At 49.4% G+C, this 16,372-nt stretch carries 14 protein-coding genes and 2 tRNA genes; 11 read left to right on the top strand and 5 right to left on the bottom strand.

Annotated elements, in window-relative coordinates; translation table 11 throughout:
* Positions 1-140: 140 nt before the first annotated feature.
* Positions 141-599 carry a YbaK/EbsC family protein gene (locus ACSTTO_RS06275; RefSeq protein WP_439272295.1) on the bottom strand — a complete coding sequence of 153 codons (459 nt, stop codon included), beginning with the start codon at positions 597-599 and terminating at the stop codon, positions 141-143.
* 206 nt (positions 600-805) lie between these two features.
* Between ACSTTO_RS06275 and ACSTTO_RS06270 the strand changes: the two genes are divergently transcribed.
* A tRNA-Ser gene (locus ACSTTO_RS06270) sits at positions 806-895 on the top strand.
* A 272-nt stretch (positions 896-1,167) separates the two neighbouring features.
* Here the strand turns inward: ACSTTO_RS06270 and ACSTTO_RS06265 are convergent.
* Together ACSTTO_RS06265 and ACSTTO_RS06260 are read right to left on the bottom strand one after the other, a co-directional pair.
* Entirely contained in the window at positions 1,168-1,446 is a 279-nt protein-coding gene (locus ACSTTO_RS06265) for a DUF4282 domain-containing protein (RefSeq protein ID WP_439272294.1), read from the bottom strand.
* Positions 1,447-1,668: 222 nt separating this feature from the next.
* A tRNA-Leu gene (locus tag ACSTTO_RS06260) sits at positions 1,669-1,754 on the bottom strand.
* Between the two features lie 486 nt (positions 1,755-2,240).
* Between ACSTTO_RS06260 and ade the strand changes: the two genes are divergently transcribed.
* From ade to ACSTTO_RS06230, 6 genes are all read left to right on the top strand, one after another.
* Positions 2,241-3,980, top strand: coding sequence for an adenine deaminase (gene ade / locus ACSTTO_RS06255; RefSeq protein ID WP_439272489.1), 1,740 nt, complete (start codon positions 2,241-2,243; stop codon positions 3,978-3,980).
* Entirely contained in the window at positions 3,977-5,233 is a 1,257-nt protein-coding gene (gene ilvA / locus ACSTTO_RS06250) for a threonine ammonia-lyase IlvA (protein WP_439272292.1), read from the top strand. The genes ade and ilvA overlap by 4 nt, the downstream gene beginning before the upstream one ends.
* A 427-nt stretch (positions 5,234-5,660) precedes the next feature.
* Positions 5,661-7,091, top strand: coding sequence for a DEAD/DEAH box helicase (locus tag ACSTTO_RS06245; RefSeq protein ID WP_439272488.1), 1,431 nt, complete (start codon positions 5,661-5,663; stop codon positions 7,089-7,091).
* A 178-nt stretch (positions 7,092-7,269) separates the two neighbouring features.
* A complete protein-coding gene (locus ACSTTO_RS06240; RefSeq protein WP_439272291.1) occupies positions 7,270-8,316 on the top strand; it encodes a cysteine synthase A in 1,047 nt (348 codons plus the stop codon).
* A gap of 31 nt (positions 8,317-8,347) precedes the next feature.
* Positions 8,348-9,094, top strand: coding sequence for an alanyl-tRNA editing protein (locus tag ACSTTO_RS06235; protein ID WP_439272290.1), 747 nt, complete (start codon positions 8,348-8,350; stop codon positions 9,092-9,094).
* A 63-nt stretch (positions 9,095-9,157) separates the two neighbouring features.
* The gene (locus ACSTTO_RS06230) at positions 9,158-9,709 is read left to right on the top strand and encodes a GNAT family N-acetyltransferase (RefSeq protein WP_439272289.1); all 552 of its coding nucleotides are present in this window, start codon (positions 9,158-9,160) and stop codon (positions 9,707-9,709) included.
* Between the two features lie 33 nt (positions 9,710-9,742).
* Here the strand turns inward: ACSTTO_RS06230 and ACSTTO_RS06225 are convergent, their stop codons facing one another.
* Both ACSTTO_RS06225 and ACSTTO_RS06220 read right to left on the bottom strand, forming a co-directional pair.
* Positions 9,743-10,543 (bottom strand): GGDEF domain-containing protein, encoded by an 801-nt coding sequence (locus tag ACSTTO_RS06225; protein WP_439272287.1) that lies wholly within the window; start codon positions 10,541-10,543, stop codon positions 9,743-9,745.
* Positions 10,544-10,733: 190 nt separating this feature from the next.
* Positions 10,734-11,129, bottom strand: a complete 396-nt coding sequence (locus tag ACSTTO_RS06220; protein WP_439272285.1) for an MAPEG family protein — start codon at positions 11,127-11,129, stop codon at positions 10,734-10,736.
* Positions 11,130-11,806: 677 nt separating this feature from the next.
* Here ACSTTO_RS06220 and ACSTTO_RS06215 point away from each other — a divergent pair.
* From ACSTTO_RS06215 to ACSTTO_RS06200, 4 genes are all read left to right on the top strand, one after another.
* Complete coding sequence (locus ACSTTO_RS06215) at positions 11,807-12,976, top strand: septal ring lytic transglycosylase RlpA family protein (protein WP_439272487.1); 1,170 nt, start codon at positions 11,807-11,809, stop codon at positions 12,974-12,976.
* A gap of 182 nt (positions 12,977-13,158) precedes the next feature.
* A complete protein-coding gene (locus ACSTTO_RS06210) occupies positions 13,159-14,370 on the top strand; it encodes a D-alanyl-D-alanine carboxypeptidase family protein (protein WP_439272283.1) in 1,212 nt (403 codons plus the stop codon).
* Positions 14,371-14,495: 125 nt separating this feature from the next.
* The gene (tmk, locus tag ACSTTO_RS06205; RefSeq protein ID WP_439272281.1) at positions 14,496-15,149 is read left to right on the top strand and encodes a dTMP kinase; all 654 of its coding nucleotides are present in this window, start codon (positions 14,496-14,498) and stop codon (positions 15,147-15,149) included.
* Positions 15,142-16,233, top strand: a complete 1,092-nt coding sequence (locus ACSTTO_RS06200) for a DNA polymerase III subunit delta' (RefSeq protein WP_439272280.1) — start codon at positions 15,142-15,144, stop codon at positions 16,231-16,233. The genes tmk and ACSTTO_RS06200 overlap by 8 nt, the downstream gene beginning before the upstream one ends.
* Positions 16,234-16,372 lie beyond the last annotated feature (139 nt).

Here is a 16,372-nt window from a genome sequence, read left to right as displayed (position 1 = left end):
CATATTTTAGTGAAAATACACATGCAAGATTATTATATTGGGAGAAATATTTAACTTCGAAATTTAAAAAAGACGGCCTTCAGGCCGCCTTTATGTGAGAAATTTATGATAAATCACATAGTTGCTGGCAATTACATTATTTATTGGCAAACATCAATCCATTGCGCATTGGTCAGTTCAGCAAGGCGCAATGGGTTGATGCGCACCGCGCTGTTAATAGCGCCGGCAGCGGGTAGCACTTCATCAAAGGCCTTCAGGGAGATATCGCAATAGATTTTCAGGTGATCGGCCACGCCAAAGGGGCATACGCCGCCCACAGGATGCCCTGTTTTTTCAAGCACAGAATCAAGATCCAGCATACGTGGTTTGTTTTGAAACTGATCCTTGAATTTACGATTATCAAGGCGCGCATCGCCACGTGCCACAAGCAGAATAACCTCATCGCCAAGTTTGAGTGACAAGGTTTTGGCAATTTGTGCCGGCTCCACTTTATGCGCGGCCGCAGCTTCAGCCACGGTTGCGGTGCTGGTTTCCAGTTCAATAACCTTGATATCCGGTGCTTTTTCAGCAAAAAAAGCTTTGACAGATTCAATACCCATGAGTTTTCCCGTATTTTGTCAGCGGCATTTTCTGAATGAAAAGGGCTGAAAATGCGTTTTTGCAGGCATGATGGGACAGAACAGCCGGTGCGCTCAAGAATTAATTGCAAACAAACACAATAATTTGAGCGCAGGTGATTGACGAAACTGCAAGCATGGCTGTATGTAGCCATTATATGCGTTGCAGGCTGATTTGCCTGTTGCAAGGAGGGGTGGCCGAGTGGTTTAAGGCACCGGTCTTGAAAACCGGCGTGCGGGTGACCGTACCGTGGGTTCGAATCCCACCCCCTCCGCCATTTCTCTGTTTTCTCTGTATTTTTCCAGTTTAATTGCAGCCGCTGATCCTTGCATTTGCGCGCTTTTTTACTCTTATTTGTTTTTATCCTGCGTTTTTGTGCTCTTTCTCGCCCTTCTTTGCGCGTACCGGTAATGTGGAAGGGAATTAGGGATAAATGAAAGAGGGAAAATGTAGCGCGCTGCGTAAACCGGTTATCGGCCGGAAAAGGCAACAGAAGCAGAAAATATCAGAAACAGGCGGCTTTGCCGGTGCACATGCCGCCTTTTGGAATCATTTTTGAGATAAATTATCCCTGATTTCAGTGAGCCGGTCATAAATCTTGAAGGACAACATAATTCCCTCGCAGATTACGCGCCAGAAAATGAGCCCGGCAACCAGCATGACAAGGCCGGCGATAAATTGCGCAAAACCATTGCCATAAGCAGTAAAAGCGCCAAGAATTGTTGCTATAGATGAGAAAATAACAAAAATAATGCCGATCCAGTAAACAATTTTGATTAATGACGGCGTTAGAAACTTTTCAAATCCTGTAAAATCTTTTGCATTCATTGTGATCTCCCTCAATTTTATTTTTATCGGAATGCAGGATTATAATAACGGATGATGAAATTCCGTTGACATATTAATATTAGTAAAAACCTAGCATATAAAAATATTATTGCAAATTATCGGGGGAGCTAAATGGCAAGAGTGTTGTTTTTAAATCCGCACGGCATTTGCCGTTTATTTTAATAAAGCAGCAATCACAAAAAAACAATTGATTGGAATAAATGGTGCGGACGGCGGGACTTGAACCCGCAAGCTCTAAGAGCGGCAGATTTTAAGTCTGCTGAGTTTACCGATTTCTCCACGTCCGCGGCGCAATAAGATGCAGCCTTAAACCTGATCTTTTGATCAGTGATTTGTCCGTATAAGTCAAGACGATCTTTGCATGTAAAAAGGATTATCGGCATAAAATACACGATTTTTATGGTATTCTGTTAAAATCAATATTCATTGAAAACAGATATTTAAATTGTCTTTTATGCAATATATGAGCCATAACGGATAAAAATTTTTATGATTTTTATGATGTCTGTCTGAATTTGGAAATATGCTGTACCGGTTTAAATCCTATGGCTGAGCACTTGATATTTGCCTGAAACAGCAAAACAAACTGGTAATTTTTCGCCAAACTTGGCAAAACTGATTTTTGCCTGCGCCGGAGAGCTGCCTGTTATCATTGTGATAGCAAATTATCCGGTAATTTTATGGAGGCTGCCTTGTCGTCGTCTGATCTTAAAAAATCCGGAACTGAAATTAAAACATGGGCAGAATCCGCCCCCGTGCTGGTTGATGTTGCCATGGGGCGCAGGCCGGCGGATCTGGTGGTGCGTAACGGGCGTCTGGTCAGCGTTTATTCCGGCGAAATTGTTGCCGGTATTGATATAGCCATTGCTGAAGGGCGCTTTGCCTATATTGGCCACAATGCAGCACATTGCATTGGCGCAAATACCAAAGTGGTGGATGCTGAAGGGCGTTATCTGGTGCCGGGGCTGTGTGATGCGCATATGCATGTTGAAAGCGGCATGGTGACGGTAACAGAATTTACCCGTGCTGTTATTCCGCATGGCACAACCTCCATGTTTATTGATCCGCATGAGATTGCCAATGTGCTGGGGCTTGAGGGCGTGCGGCTGATGCATGATGAAGCTATGGCCATGCCGGTTAATGTCTATGTGCAGATGCCAAGCTGTGTGCCTTCTGCGCCGGGGCTTGAAAATGGCGGGGCGGAAATTGGCGCGGCAGAAGTGCTGGAGGCCATGAGCTGGCCGAATATTGTCGGCCTTGGCGAGGTGATGAATTTTCCCGGTGTTGCCAATAATAATGCCACAATGCGCGGCGTGATTGATGCCACCATGAATGCAGGAAAAACGGTTGGCGGGCATTATGCCTCGCCGGATCTTGGCAGGGCTTTTCATGCTTATGTAGCCGGCGGCCCTGAAGATGACCATGAGGGCACGCGCGCTGAGGATGCTATTGCCCGTGTGCGTCAGGGTATGCGCGCCATGCTGCGTCTTGGTTCTGCATGGTATGATGTGGCTGCACAGGTAAAAGCAATTACCGAACAGGGGCTGGATTCGCGCAATTTTGTGCTCTGCACTGATGACAGCCATTCCGGCACTCTCGTGCATGAGGGCCATATGGACCGCGTGGTGCGCCATGCTATTGCACAGGGGCTTAATCCGGTTACTGCCATTCAAATGGCAACGCTTAATACTGCCCAGCATTTTCGGCTGGAACGGGAAGTCGGTTCGATCACACCGGGGAGACGGGCGGATTTTCTGATTGTTTCCGATCTTGCGGCTTTGACAATCGAGCGCGTTTATGGCCGCGGTATTTTGCTGGCGGAACAGGGCAGGCTGGTTGCTGATATTGCGCCTTATCAATATCCGGAAAGTGCCAAAAACACGGTAAAGCTTAAAGGTAAGTTTTCCGCCCAAGATTTTGATATTAAATCACCAAAGCCTGTTAAAAATATAACGGCACGCGTTATAGGCGTGATTGAAAATCAGGCACCCACCCGCGCAATGGAGGCAGAACTTGCCGTGCGTGACGGCATAGTGCAGATGGACCGGCACAATGATATTTGCCAGATTGCTCTGGTGGAGCGCCATCGTGGTTCGGGGCAGGTTACCAATGCCTTTGTTTCCGGCTTTGGTTATATGCTGGATTGTGCGCTGGCTTCAACGGTTGCTCATGACAGCCATCATATCATTGCCGTTGGTACTAATAAGGATGATATGGCCAAAGCCGTTAACCGGCTGGGTGAAATCGGCGGCGGCGTGGTGCTTTATTCTAAGGGCAGGGAACTGGCCTGTGTGGAAAAGCCAATTGCTGGTTTGATGTCTGACGAGCGTGCTGAAATTGTTGCCGGCAAGGCTGACAAGCTGGTAAAAGCTATGGCCGCCATGGGGTGCACACTTAATAATGCCTATATGCAGCATTCGCTGCTGGCGCTTGTTGTGATACCGGAACTGCGTATTTCCGATATCGGCCTTGTGGATGTACGATGTTTCGAGAAAGTTGATTTGTTTCTATGAGTGATTTTATCCAGTCTGTCGCCGAGGCCACACAGCATATGCGTGCGCTGTTTGGTGAAACACCTTTGCAGCGTAATGATTATCTGTCGCGTAAATATGGCGCCGATATCTGGTTGAAGCGGGAAGATCTCACGCCTGTGCGTTCCTACAAGATTCGCGGTGCGTTCAATTTTATTTCCGCTGCCATCAAAAAGGTTGATAAAACAGCAGTTTTTGTCTGCGCCTCTGCGGGCAATCATGCGCAGGGCTTTGCCTATGTTTGCCGTCATTTTGGCCGCAAGGGCGTGGTATTCATGCCGGTGACCACCCCGCAACAGAAGATTGATAAAACCCGTGCCTTTGGCGGGGAATTTATTGAAATTCGCCTTGTCGGCGATATTTTTGACCAGTGCTATGCTGCCTCGCAGGACTATGCCAAGGCGCAGGGCGGTGTGATGGTACCGCCTTTCGATCATATGGGAATTATTACCGGCCAGGCTTCTGTAGCGCAGGAAATTGCGCGGCAATTGCCGCAAGGTCTGGTGCCGGAACTGATGCTGCTGCCGGTTGGCGGCGGTGGCCTTGCTGCCGGAGTTACGCTTTATGTGCAGGCGCTTGGCTGGCCAACAGAGTTTCGTTTTATCGAGCCGCAAGGCGCGCCAAGCCTTAAACGCAGCCTTGAGGCGGGCAAACGTATCAGGCTGGAGAGTGTGGATAATTTTGTTGATGGCGCGGCTGTCGGCGAATTGGGGGCGGAGAATTTTAAAATACTCAAAGCCTATCCTGAAACATGGGTAATCAATGTGCCGGAAAACCGCCTCTGCGGCACCATGACCGAGATGCTCAATGTGGAGGGCGTGGTGCTGGAGCCTGCCGGCGCGCTGGCAATTGATGCGCTGAAAGATCTGCCGAAAGAGGAAATTGCAGGCAAGACCATTGTGCTGGTGGTATCGGGCGGGAATTTTGATTTTGAACGCCTGCCGGATGTGAAAGAACGCGCATTGCGCTATGAAGGCCTGAAGAAATATTTTGTCTTCCGGTTTCCGCAGCGTCCGGGCGCGCTGCGCATGTTTCTTGATCTTCTCGGGCCGGATGATGATATTGCGCGTTTTGAATATTTAAAAAAATCAGCACGCAATTTCGGCTCTGTTCTGATTGGTATTGAAACCAAGGATGCCAGAAATTTTGCTGTTCTTGATAAGAAGTTTAAGGAAGCAGGCTGGTCTTATCAGGATATTACCGATAATCAGGTTTTGGCTGATTTCATCATTTGATGAAATTCAAAAATAGCGCCCTATGCATTTATGCATAGGGCCATATTGTTTATTTCATTTGCTTTTTAAGAGGAAAGCGTTCATATGCAGGGCAGGCGCTTGGGCTTCCTGCTATAGTGTATGAGGGCTTTCCATGCCGGACTTCGTTGCGTCTTTAAACTTTGCCCTGAAAAACGGGTAAAAACATCCGGACATTCATGTGCCGGATACGGCAGCGCAAGTCGCGTGAGAACATAATTGTTCCGGCGCTTCGTCGTTTAAATATCAGTTTCCGGATTGCCTGCTTGCGCGAGGTGATCTGAAGATGCGTATGTCCGCTCTTTGGGTGGTGCGCATATTGAAAGTTTATATTTTGAAAAATCAGAATGATAACAACCCGACCGCTATTGCAGAGCCGCAGGGAGATTCCGGTTTTGCTGCTTTGGGCATGACGGGGCTGCTGCTTAAAAATTTGTCCCTTGCGGGAATGGTTTCGCCAAAGCCAATTCAGGAGCAGTCGCTGCCTGCACAAATGCAAGGCAGGGATATTCTGGGCATTGCACAGACAGGCTCCGGCAAGACGGCCGCCTTTTCGCTGCCAATTTTGGCGCAGATTATGGCGCTTGGTGATAAGCGCAAGCCAAAAACCTGCCGTGCGCTGATTCTTGCGCCCACCCGTGAGCTTGCGGTGCAGATTGAAGAAACCATCCGCATCTTGTCAAAAGGGGCGCATATTTCAACCGCCTTGATTTTGGGCGGCGTATCGCGCGGCACACAGGTGCGCAAAATGCAACCTGGTGTGGATGTTCTGGTGGCAACACCGGGGCGCCTGACCGATCTTGTGCGTGAAAATTGCGTTGATCTTTCTGCCACAAAATGGCTGGTGCTGGATGAGGCTGACCGTATGCTGGATATGGGCTTTATCAATGATGTAAAGCGCATTGCCAAAGCCACATGTTCTGACAGGCAAACGGCGCTGTTTTCAGCCACAATGCCAAAAGAAATTGTGGCGCTGGCTGAAGGCTTGCTGCGCGATCCTGTGCGTGTTGAGGTATCCCCTGCGGGCACAACCGCAAAAGAGATTACACAGGTCTTGCATCCTGTTGTAACCAAAGAGAAGAAAAAGGCATTATCAAGCCTGCTGACCGATCCGAAGCTGGAAACCGTTATTGTTTTCACACGGACCAAGCATGGCGCGGATGGTGTGGCGCGGCATCTGGAACGGGATGGTTATTCTGTTGCTGCTATTCACGGCAATAAATCGCAAAATGCCCGCCAGCGTGCGCTAAACGGCTTTAAAGACCGCTCTGTGCGTGTGCTGATTGCCACAGATATTGCCGCGCGCGGCATTGATGTGCCGGGCATCAGCCATGTGATCAATTATGATTTGCCGGATGAGCCGGAAAGCTATGTGCACCGTATCGGCCGCACAGGCCGCAACGGAGCCTCAGGTGCTGCCATTACGCTTTATGACCCCGGCACAGAACATCCAAAACTCAAGGCGGTTGAAAAAGTTATTCGCAACAAACTGCCGCAGAAAGATTTGCCGCCGCAATTCGGCCCCTTGCCGGAGCGCCCTGCAAAGCCTGAAAAGGCTGAGCCTGCCAAAAAGACATTGCCTGCGGGCAGGCGCAAATCTTCACGCCCTTATAAAAAGCTGGATAGTGCAGCGCAAAAAACTGCCGGTTTTGCTGATATTATAGAGTTCTGTGATCATGCAAATGCCGAACGCCCTGCATCAATTGCGCGCAAACGCAAGAATGGCAGCCATAACGGGCGCGGCAGTGGCGCAAATACCAATGCAAACAGCACCAGGGCGGCCAGAAAAAAGACTTTTCATCGTCATAAAAATCAGGCTGCCCGAAGCCGTAATGGCTGAGCGGACGGCTTTTTTGTCTTTTCCTGTTTTTTGAAACAAGACTATCGTCGGAAGCAATTCCGGCGATATTTTTATTTTAACGACAAATTTTACGGAAAAGCTTTACCTTGCACTGTTTGTTTTGCAGCAATAGTTTCAACAGATAACACCGCGGCAAAACATTAAAAGGATAAATATCATGGCGCAGTCCGGCGTTAAAAATTCTGTGGTTGAGGCCATCGGCAACACACCGCTCATCCGCCTGAAAAGGGCATCGGAAATGACCGGATGTGAAATTTTCGGCAAGGCTGAATTTGCAAATCCCGGACAATCTGTCAAAGATCGTGCGGCCTTATATATTATTCGCGATGCGGAAAAGCGCGGCCTATTGCGCAAAGGCGGTGTGATTGTGGAGGGTACTGCCGGCAATACCGGTATCGGGCTGACAATGGTGGCCAGAGCACTTGGCTATCGCACGGTTATTGTTATTCCGGAGACGCAAAGCCAGGAGAAGAAGGATGCCCTGCGCCTGCTTGGCGCGCAACTGGTTGAAATTCCGGCTGTGCCTTATAAAAATCCGAATAATTATGTGCGTTTATCCGGCCGGCTTGCGCAGCAACTGGCAAAGAGTGAGCCAAATGGGGTCATCTGGGCAAACCAGTTTGATAATCTTGCAAACCGGCAATCGCATATTGAAACCACCGCACCGGAAATCTGGCAGCAGATGCAGGGCAGGATTGATGGTTTTATCTGTGCAGTTGGCTCGGGCGGCACGCTTGCCGGTGTTGGTGCAGGGTTGCGCGGTTTTGACAAAAATATCAGGATCGGCCTTGCTGATCCGGAAGGCGCGGCGCTTTATTCCTATTACACAACAGGAGCGTTAAAGGCTGAAGGATCATCCATTACGGAAGGGATCGGGCAGGGGCGCATTACTGGTAATCTGGAGGGTTTTAAGCCGGATTTTACCTGTCAGGTCCCTGATAAAGAGGCGCTGGAACTGGCCTTTGATCTGGTAATGCAGGAAGGCTTGTGCCTTGGCGGCTCTTCCGCCATCAATATTGCCGGTGCTATCCGCATGGCACAAAAACTTGGCAAAGGTGCGCGGATTGTGACTATTCTTGCTGATTACGGTAACCGTTATCAATCTAAAATGTATAATCCGGCTTTTCTTGCCGAACGCGGCCTGCCGGTGCCGCAATGGCTTGTTGCAAAGTCTGATATTGCAGTCCCTTTTGAGGCGGTTTAAACCCTGTATAAAAGATTTTTTGGAGGGAATAATGACACAGTTTCCGGTTACCGAACCGCTTTTTCGTGAGGATGCCTATCTTAAAGCAACACCGGCCAGTGTGATTGGCATAACACAAGAAGGCGGCATTATTCTCGACCGGACAGTGTTTTATGCCACATCCGGCGGACAGCCCGGCGATAGCGGCGTGTTGCGCCGGGCTGACGGTTCTGAAATTAAAATTGCCACCACCATCCATGGTGCAACTAAGAATGATTTCATCCACATGCCGGATGAGGGGCAAAACCTGCCGCAAGCGGGTGAAGAGCTGATTGCAGAAATTGACTGGGAGCGCCGGTTTAAACTGATGCGCATGCATACGGCCTGTCATTTGCTTTCTGTCATTTGTCCGTTTCCGGTAACCGGCGCTGCCGTCAATATTGATGACAGCCGCATTGATTTTGACATGCAGGGCAATGATTTGACCAAGGATGAGGTGAGTGAGAGGCTGATGGCAATGGTTAACGCTGCCTCACCCGTCACCGCCAGCTGGATCAGTGATGAAGAGCTGGCAGCCAATCCGGATCTCGTGAAATCGAAGAATGTGCGTCCTCCAACGGGGCAAGGGCGCATTCGTCTGGTGCTTATCGGTGATCAGGGCAGTGTTGATTCCCAGCCCTGCGGTGGCACCCATGTGGCCAATACCGCAGAAATTGGCGAAATTCATATTGGCAAGATTGAGAAAAAGGGCAAGGAAAACCGCCGTTTCCGCATTCGTTTTGGCAAGGCGCCGGCATAAAATGGCTGCTTTTGGCAGTCATACTGCAAAAAGTTTTTAAAAAAAATATAAGATCGATATGCGATGAGTAATTCTGCGGATGAGAAGGATATAACGCCTGCTGAAGAAGTGAGCGTCAATATCACGCGATTGGAAATGACGGCACAATCAAACATTGCCGTGCCCTTGCCGGCCGGCCTGCGGCTGGCAATCATGTTGGCAGAAAATATGCCGGTGCATTTCTACCGCTATCTTTATGAAAAAATTGGCAAGCCGCATCACTGGATGTTGCGGCGCATGCAAAGTGATGAGCAGGTTTCCTCCGTCATACAGGCTGAAGAAACCCGTATTCTCCTGCTCTATGCAGATGGTTGCCCGGCAGGTTTTGCCGAAATGCAACTGAACCTGCCGGAGGCTGTGGATCTGCTCTATTTCGGACTGGTGCCGGATTATCAGGGGCGGGGGCTGGCAAAATTCTTTTTTGCGGAGGTTCTGGCGGCTGCATGGGCGCATAATCCGCAAAAATTGCGTCTGGAAACCAACACACTTGATAGTCCGCGCGCTTTGCAGCTTTATCAGCGCATGGGCTTTTCGCCGGTTTCAACCGCAGAGGAAAAAATCATTTTATGGACATGACGGCGGGGCGTGACAGCGGCAAATGCTGTTTTATCAGCGCCGCCGCTCTATCGTATCTTGCGGCATTTTTTCTTCGGCAATATGCGGGTTAATTGAAGCGCTCACCGCATCTTCCTTTTCAAAAACCATGCAATTGCGCCCGTGATTTTTTGCCTCATAAAGGCAATGATCCGCGCGGCTGAAAATCTGCGAATTGCTGTCGCTTTTTCTGGCAACAGCACCGCCAATGCTGATGGTGAGCGGTTCACACTGATGTTGTGAAATATAAAAGGGCGTGTTTTCAATTTCGATACGGATACGCTCGCCGACGTTGATTGCCGCTTTTCTGCTGGCATTGGGCAGATATACACAAAACTCCTCGCCGCCCACGCGTCCGACCAGATCACCCTTGCGGGTCACATTTTGCAGGGCATAGGCAATCAGCTTCAGTGCGCGGTCGCCCACAGTATGGCCGTGCTGGTCGTTAATGCTTTTGAAATGATCCGCATCAATCAGCAACAGGGCGCCTGTATCAATCCGTGAGCGCACGGCGCGCATCATATCAAAAAAAGCCTCCCGGTTATAAAGGCCGGTCATATAATCAATCTTGGAGCGCGCCTGTAATTCCTGATGCGCTTTCTCAAGGTCATTAAAGGCTTTTTTTAGCTGGGCTGTACGGCGAAAAACCACTGTGAGCGTGGGAAAAGCTGTAACCAGCGGCAGGATAAGGCTGAGGCTTATACCAATAAGGCCGGCCGGATCGCCACGGATAATGCCAACCATTACGCTAACAAATACACAAAACAGTGCTGCTCCGAGAGAAATGAAAAATGCTTTTAAAAGGGCCTGTTTCATGACTGCTTGATATCCTCAGGCCGGCAAAGCCAGTTGCTGGCAATGCCGGCCGCTGAATTTCGGGGGCAATGATATGTGTTTGCCGCATATCAAGGCATCTTTAAACTAATATTTTTAATGCGACTATAAAAAAAAGAAATTCATGTAAATTCCAAATAAATAAGAACTTATTTATTTAGTGAAATTATATTTACAGGCCAAGTAAAGCCAGCACGATCATGGTCAGACCAATCATGGAAATAAACCAGATCAGGCTGCGGATATATGGAATGCCAAAGGCATAGGCAGGCACATATAAAATCCGCGCGATAAAATAGACCCATGCTCCGTAATAAGTGAGATTGCCCGTCACGCCAGCAATATGGGCAATGATGACGGCTGCAAAAAACAAGGGCAGGGTTTCAAAAAGGTTTTTCTGTGCACGTTGTAACCTGCCGGTGATTATGCCGGTTGGCGGGCCGGCTTGATCTCTTGCGCCTGCATTATATTCCAGCCCTGTTTCGCGATTGCGAAAACCTGCCGGTAATAAAATCTGAATAACGGCAAGAATAATCATCCATACGGCAATTGTTAATTCTGCGCTCATGGTTATGCTTTCTGTCGTTGGGCAGCGCTCCTTGAAATGAGATACTGCCTCGTGCAATTTTACTTTTCTGTAAGGCAGATATTATCTTATCCTCAATGAAATTGCGACATGGTTAACGCGCATCACAATAGTGAATATGGCAGCAATAATCAGCTTCAAACAGTGTTTGCAGCCATTTATTTTTCTGTATCTCTTTGTAATATTTTATAAATCAAAAATCTCTTATTTAGGGTTCCATGCATAATATGCATTTTTGTTCTTGGATGTGCACAGGCAGATTGCCGGACAGGGGCGGAACATTTCATGAATTGTTTTTTAAGGCTTGCAGTGGCGGCAATTCCCGTTAATCTCGCGTTAAATAATTGTTGCCAAATGTCAGCTGCAAAAGTGCATTTTAAAGACGGATGAATAAGCAACCGTCAAAATATGCAGCTAACAAAACGAAAATTGTACCGGAATAATATTGTTATCGGGTTTGAACAGCGTAATGAGTTTTTTTATAAAACAGCCATGCAGGTTGATTACCGCAAATACCGGTACGCACGGATTGGGTATAAAGCCAATATCTGCTGTCAGGCCTATATCGGCAAAACAAGATCTCCGATACAAAACAAGATGAGGTTGGCGGGAGCCTTATGCGAAATTCTTCCAATGTAAAACGCGCTTTTTATCTTGGTATGGTTGGCTTGCTGGTAACAGCTTGTGCCTCGCCGCAGCCGGAAGCTAAAAAGAAAAAACGTTCCAAGGAATATTTTGCTGAATCCGTTTATGGTGTCAAAGCCAGCCCGCGCGTGGCAAATGGCAAGAAAATGCCACGCGGGGGCGGCCGCAACCAGATAGGCAAGCCCTATAAGGTGAAAAACAAGTGGTATAAGCCGAAGGAAGAGCCAAATTATGTGAAAGTCGGCCGCGCTTCTTGGTATGGCTCTGCGTTCCACGGGCGGCTCACCGCCAATGGTGAGGTTTATGATATGACGCACCTCACCGCAGCGCATCCGACAATGCCGCTACCAAGCTATGCCCGTGTAACCAATACGGCCAATGGCAGTTCTGTGATTGTGCGCGTTAATGACCGCGGCCCGTATTCCAATGATCGCATTATTGATATGTCGGAAAAGGCGGCGGAACTGCTGGATTATAAGCACCATGGCACCGCCAAGGTAAAGGTTGAGTATATCGGCCGTGCACCGTTGCACGGGCAGGATGATGCATTTTTGCTGGCATCCTATCGCCCTGGCGGCAATAATGACGGCATTGGCCAGCCTGCAAGCGGCGTGATGATGGCCATGAACGGGCCGACGCCAACTGCTGTGCCAAATCAGTCAGTGCCGCATGGTGTTTCTGCATTTGATCAGATCGCCGCGCAGCCGCCTGTGCCTTTTGGCTATGCGCAAGATGCGGCACCAATGCTGCCTGCTATTGTGCCTGTGCCGCTTGATAAGCCTGCTTATCTTTATAATGTGGCCTCTGCGCAGCAGGGCGATATTCTTCTTGCTGCCTATGCGGGCGACCGCATGATGCAGGAAAGGGAGGATGTTTATTCCAAAGTTTTGCTGCCGCAGGCAGCCTCTGCTGAATGGCGGCAGGCACAGGCAGAAAAATTGCAGCGCAATGATCCTGAGCAAGGCGAATATGTCGATCTTGGCACATTCTCCGGCAAGGAGGAGGCCGAGCATATTGCAAGGGCGCTTGGCCATTCAGCCTTTGTCAGCCGCACTATAACCCCGCAGCCGCAAGGTGCGCTTTATAGCCTGACTGCAAAAGCAAGAAACGGCGATAATGATGCCTTGTTGCGGGCAGCATGGGCAGCCGGAGCAGAAGATGCATTTGTGGTGCGGGCTGAATAAATTTTGCCCTGCGGATTTAAACAGGGTTTGCAGCGTCCGGTTTTACCGGACGTTTTGTTTTTTATACCAACTGTTGCAGCAATAATATATCTGCAACAATGATGCTGTCGCTTCACAGATCGTCAATGATGATGATTTATTTTTAAAGCCTGAAAATGATTGCAAGATAACCGGAGATGAAGGTGACTGGTTTCAGCGGCACATATTGCCTGGCAAAATTTGCACGAAATCTGTGCCTTGCTGCTATATTGCTTGCCGGCGGATCGGCATTTTCCGCGGCTTATGGTGCCGAGCTGCCCTTTAATGTCAATTCAACGCAAGTATTGTTATATGATTCTGATACCGGCAGTGTTTTATTCTCCCGTCAGGCCGATGCGCCTTTTGCACCCGCTTCGCTTGCCAAGCTGATGACGGCTGAGATTGTTTTCAATGCATTGAAAAACGGGAAATTGCAGCCGGATAAAGCTTTTACGGTGAGTGAACATGCATGGCGCACCGGCGGCGCGCCTTCCGGAACGGCCACGATGTTTGCCAAACTCAATTCACAAATAACCGTTTATGATTTGTTGCAAGGCATCATTGTGCAATCAGCCAATGACGGCGCTATCATTCTGGCAGAAGGCATGAGCGGCAGTGAACAGAATTTTGCCAAAGATATGAATCGCAGGGCAAGTGAGCTTGGTTTGAAAAACTCGGTTTTTGCCAATGCCACCGGCCTGCCTTCGGCAGAGGCAAAACAGCAGGTTACATTGAGTGATATGGTGCGGCTTGCACAGCATATTCAGCAAGATTATCCGCAATATTATCCGCTTTATGCGCAGGAAAGCTTTAGCTGGAATAAAATCTTTCAGCGGAACCGTAATCCATTATTGCGGCTTGATATCGGCGCTGACGGGCTGGCTATGGGCGGCACAAAGGAAACAGGCATGTCTTTTATTGCCTCGGCACAGGCACACGGGCGGCGAATTTTTCTGGGGCTTAATGGTGCGAAAACCGCACAGGACAGAAGCGCGGATGCGGAAAAGCTGATTAATTGGGCAATGAATGATTTTATCCGTTTTCCGGTATTTGAAAAAGAAACGGAAGTGGCACAAGCTGCACTTTATGGCGGCACGCAGGGCTCTGTTGGGCTGATTGTGAGGGATCGGGTTTCTGTGCTTGTACCCGCGGCAGAAAGGGGCAAACTGCATGCGCAGGTGATTTATCAGGGGCCGGTTGCGGCACCAGTTAAAAAAGGGCAGGAAATTGGCCGGTTGCAGGTGCTGCGGGATAAGGAAATCTTGCTGGAACGGCCGGTTTTTGCCGCGCAGGATGTGGTGGAAGGCACTTTGCGCAATAAAAGCCTTGATGCACTTTATGAACTGGCAACGGGCTGGATGCGCCGGTTGTGGTGACGGGTTTTATTTGACAAATGTGCCTTCATCCTGAATAAGCTGTGATCGCTTTTTATAATTTCCGGCCGGTTGCTCCGTGGTTTGGCCGGTTATTTTCTTTTGTACAATACAGGAAAATCAGAACCTTGTCAGGATTATTGATCACATTTGAAGGCGGAGAGGGCGCTGGCAAGTCCACGCAGATTCCCCTTCTGGCTGATCATCTGAAAAAGTGTGGTTTTGAGGTTGTGGTCACCCGTGAGCCGGGCGGCTCTCCGGGGGCGGAGGCTGTGCGCCATGTGATTTTAAGCGGCGCGGCTGAGACCTATGGTCCGGCAATGGAAGCGCTGTTATTTGCCGCAGCGCGCAGTGATCATATTGATCAAAAAATCCGTCCGGCGCTGGATGCCGGCCAGATTGTGTTATGTGACCGTTTTATTGATTCCAGCCGTGTTTATCAGGGGATCAGCGGCAATCTTGATCAGCAATTTATGCAATCAGTTGAGCGCATCACTGTGGCGGGAACCTTGCCGGATCTGACATTTATTCTTGATATTCCGGCAGAAAAAGGTTTGGCGCGGGCAGGTTTGCGCCGCGGGGATGAGGCTGCAGATCGCTTTGAAAAAGAAACCATAGCCACACATGAAGCAAGACGGCAGGCTTTTCTGGCTATTGCGCGGGCAGAGCCGCAACGCTGCAAGGTGATTGATGCCGATCGTCCGGTGGAAATGATCAGTGCAGAAATTGCTGCACTTACAGATGCACTTTTGCAATCTTGTGAGGTGACCGCTAATGGCTAATCCGGCACCTAATACCGCTTATGATGAAATTTATGGCGTAGCAGCGCCAAATGCATCGGTATTTTTAACCGGCCATGAGGAAATCCGCCATTTTCTGGCGCAAGCCTATAAGCAAAGCCAGATGCATCATGCGCTGTTGTTTGAAGGTATGCAGGGAATTGGTAAGGCAACAACGGGTTTTCATCTGGCCGGCCATATGCTGCAATATCCCGATCACGCACAGGCACCTGAACATCTGGCTGTACCTGATCCCGATAAAGCGCCATATCGCCAGATATCGCAAGGCATGCATCCGGCGCTTTTGCATATTACCCGGCCATATGATGCTAAAACCGGTAAATTCCGCACGGCGATTACGGTGGAAGAAATTCGCCGGATCACGCATTTTCTAAGCCGCACTTCCGGTGACGGTTCATGGCGCATTGTCATGATTGATCCGGCTGATGATATGAACCGCAATGCTGCCAATGCGCTTTTAAAAACGCTGGAAGAGCCGCCCGCGCGGGCGCTGTTCATTCTTGTTTCGCATTCCTCAGGCCGTTTATTGCCAACCATCCGCTCACGCTGCCAGTCGCTTGTTTTCAAGCCGCTTGATGATGCAACACTGAAGCGCGCACTGGATGTTGCGGGCAGGGGCATTGGCGTGAATGTGCAGGATCAGGATTATTTTGCGGCCTTGTCAGCGCGTGCCGAGGGCTCTGTGCGCAAGGCGCTGCTTCTGGTGGCGCATGGCGGGCTGGAAATTACCGATACGGTGGACAATGTGCTGAATAAGGCACAGTTTGACCTGTCAGCTGCGCAGGCATTGGCTGCGGTGCTGGGCGGGCGCGATGCAGATGTGCAAAACCAGCTTTTTGTTGAGTATATGCTGGAAAAAGCAGCGGCACAGGCGCTTGATCTTGCGCAGCAAGGTGAGCTTCATCAGGCAAGTCAGTGGTCGCAATTCTGGGGTGAGCTGCGCCGCGAGGCGGCAGAGACTGCAAGCTACAATCTTGACCGCAAACAGGCGGCATTGATCATGCTGGAAAAAATGCATCGCGCTATGCGCAGCGGCATGCCGGTCCTGAGGCTTGAGACCGGCTGATGCCGCCGACAGAGCCGGTCGCTGCATCTAGTCCTGATAATTTGCAGGGATCATGTAATCTGCATAAACAGAGCATGAAGTTTTCTATTTTTTCCCTTTGAGGGCTGACTTAGAGCCTGACATGGGATATGCCGGTTAC

It is taken from the genome of Pseudochrobactrum albidum, assembly GCF_051851455.1.
GTDB lineage: Bacteria > Pseudomonadota > Alphaproteobacteria > Rhizobiales > Rhizobiaceae > Pseudochrobactrum.
Note: the sequence above shows the minus strand (reverse complement) of the source record. Positions and strands in the feature narration are given on the sequence as shown.

Excerpts from the sequence above, each read along its gene's own strand:
- ACSTTO_RS06275 (WP_439272295.1), bottom strand. The coding sequence starts at position 599 with ATGGGTATTGAATCTGTCAAAGCTTTTTTTGCTGAAAAAGCACCGGAT.
- ACSTTO_RS06265 (WP_439272294.1), bottom strand. The coding sequence starts at position 1,446 with ATGAATGCAAAAGATTTTACAGGATTTGAAAAGTTTCTAACGCCGTCA.
- ade (WP_439272489.1), top strand. The coding sequence starts at position 2,241 with ATGGGGCGCAGGCCGGCGGATCTGGTGGTGCGTAACGGGCGTCTGGTC.
- ilvA (WP_439272292.1), top strand. The coding sequence starts at position 3,977 with ATGAGTGATTTTATCCAGTCTGTCGCCGAGGCCACACAGCATATGCGT.
- ACSTTO_RS06245 (WP_439272488.1), top strand. The coding sequence starts at position 5,661 with ATGACGGGGCTGCTGCTTAAAAATTTGTCCCTTGCGGGAATGGTTTCG.
- ACSTTO_RS06240 (WP_439272291.1), top strand. The coding sequence starts at position 7,270 with ATGGCGCAGTCCGGCGTTAAAAATTCTGTGGTTGAGGCCATCGGCAAC.
- ACSTTO_RS06235 (WP_439272290.1), top strand. The coding sequence starts at position 8,348 with ATGACACAGTTTCCGGTTACCGAACCGCTTTTTCGTGAGGATGCCTAT.
- ACSTTO_RS06230 (WP_439272289.1), top strand. The coding sequence starts at position 9,158 with ATGAGTAATTCTGCGGATGAGAAGGATATAACGCCTGCTGAAGAAGTG.
- ACSTTO_RS06225 (WP_439272287.1), bottom strand. The coding sequence starts at position 10,543 with ATGAAACAGGCCCTTTTAAAAGCATTTTTCATTTCTCTCGGAGCAGCA.
- ACSTTO_RS06220 (WP_439272285.1), bottom strand. The coding sequence starts at position 11,129 with ATGAGCGCAGAATTAACAATTGCCGTATGGATGATTATTCTTGCCGTT.
- ACSTTO_RS06215 (WP_439272487.1), top strand. The coding sequence starts at position 11,807 with ATGGTTGGCTTGCTGGTAACAGCTTGTGCCTCGCCGCAGCCGGAAGCT.
- ACSTTO_RS06200 (WP_439272280.1), top strand. The coding sequence starts at position 15,142 with ATGGCTAATCCGGCACCTAATACCGCTTATGATGAAATTTATGGCGTA.